General features: G+C 43.5%; 1 pseudogene. It reads left to right on the top strand.

Annotated elements, in window-relative coordinates:
- Positions 1-108: 108 nt before the first annotated feature.
- Positions 109-508, top strand: a pseudogene (locus V7D78_RS14870) (Fe-S cluster assembly protein SufB); the annotation flags it as partial.

Genomic DNA, 508 nt, shown 5'->3' with positions numbered 1-508 from the left:
GGTATTATAAGATCAAAGTCTAACGATATTCTTATCACCGACAGTTAATGGCCTTTACTAATGAAGCTTATTAGATGTTAGTGATACGCCAACACAAAGGATAGCTCGATGACACAACAACTTGAGCAAGCACTAGCACGGCAGTATGAAGCGGGTTTTGTCTCAGATATCGCATCAGATACCTTCGTCGCAGGCCTTAATGAAGAAGTGATTCGCCGAATCTCAGCTATTAAGGAAGAGCCTGAATGGATGCTGGAGTGGCGGCTTAGGGCTTATGAAAACTGGTTAAAAATGGAAGAGCCGGATTGGGCTCATGTCAGTTACCCAAAAATTGACTTTCAAGCAATTTCATACTTTTCTGCACCGAAAAGTATGAAAGACAAACCTAAATCGCTGGCCGAGGTCGACCCTGAGCTTTTAAGGGTATACGAAAAACTTGGTATTCCGCTATACGAGCAAGAAGTACTGGCTGGCGTAGCTGTCGATGTGGTTTTTGATTCGGTATCGG

This window comes from Arsukibacterium sp. (assembly GCF_036735525.1).
In the GTDB taxonomy this organism is placed as follows: domain Bacteria; phylum Pseudomonadota; class Gammaproteobacteria; order Enterobacterales; family Alteromonadaceae; genus Alishewanella.
This window is presented reverse-complemented; position numbering and strand designations above follow the sequence as displayed.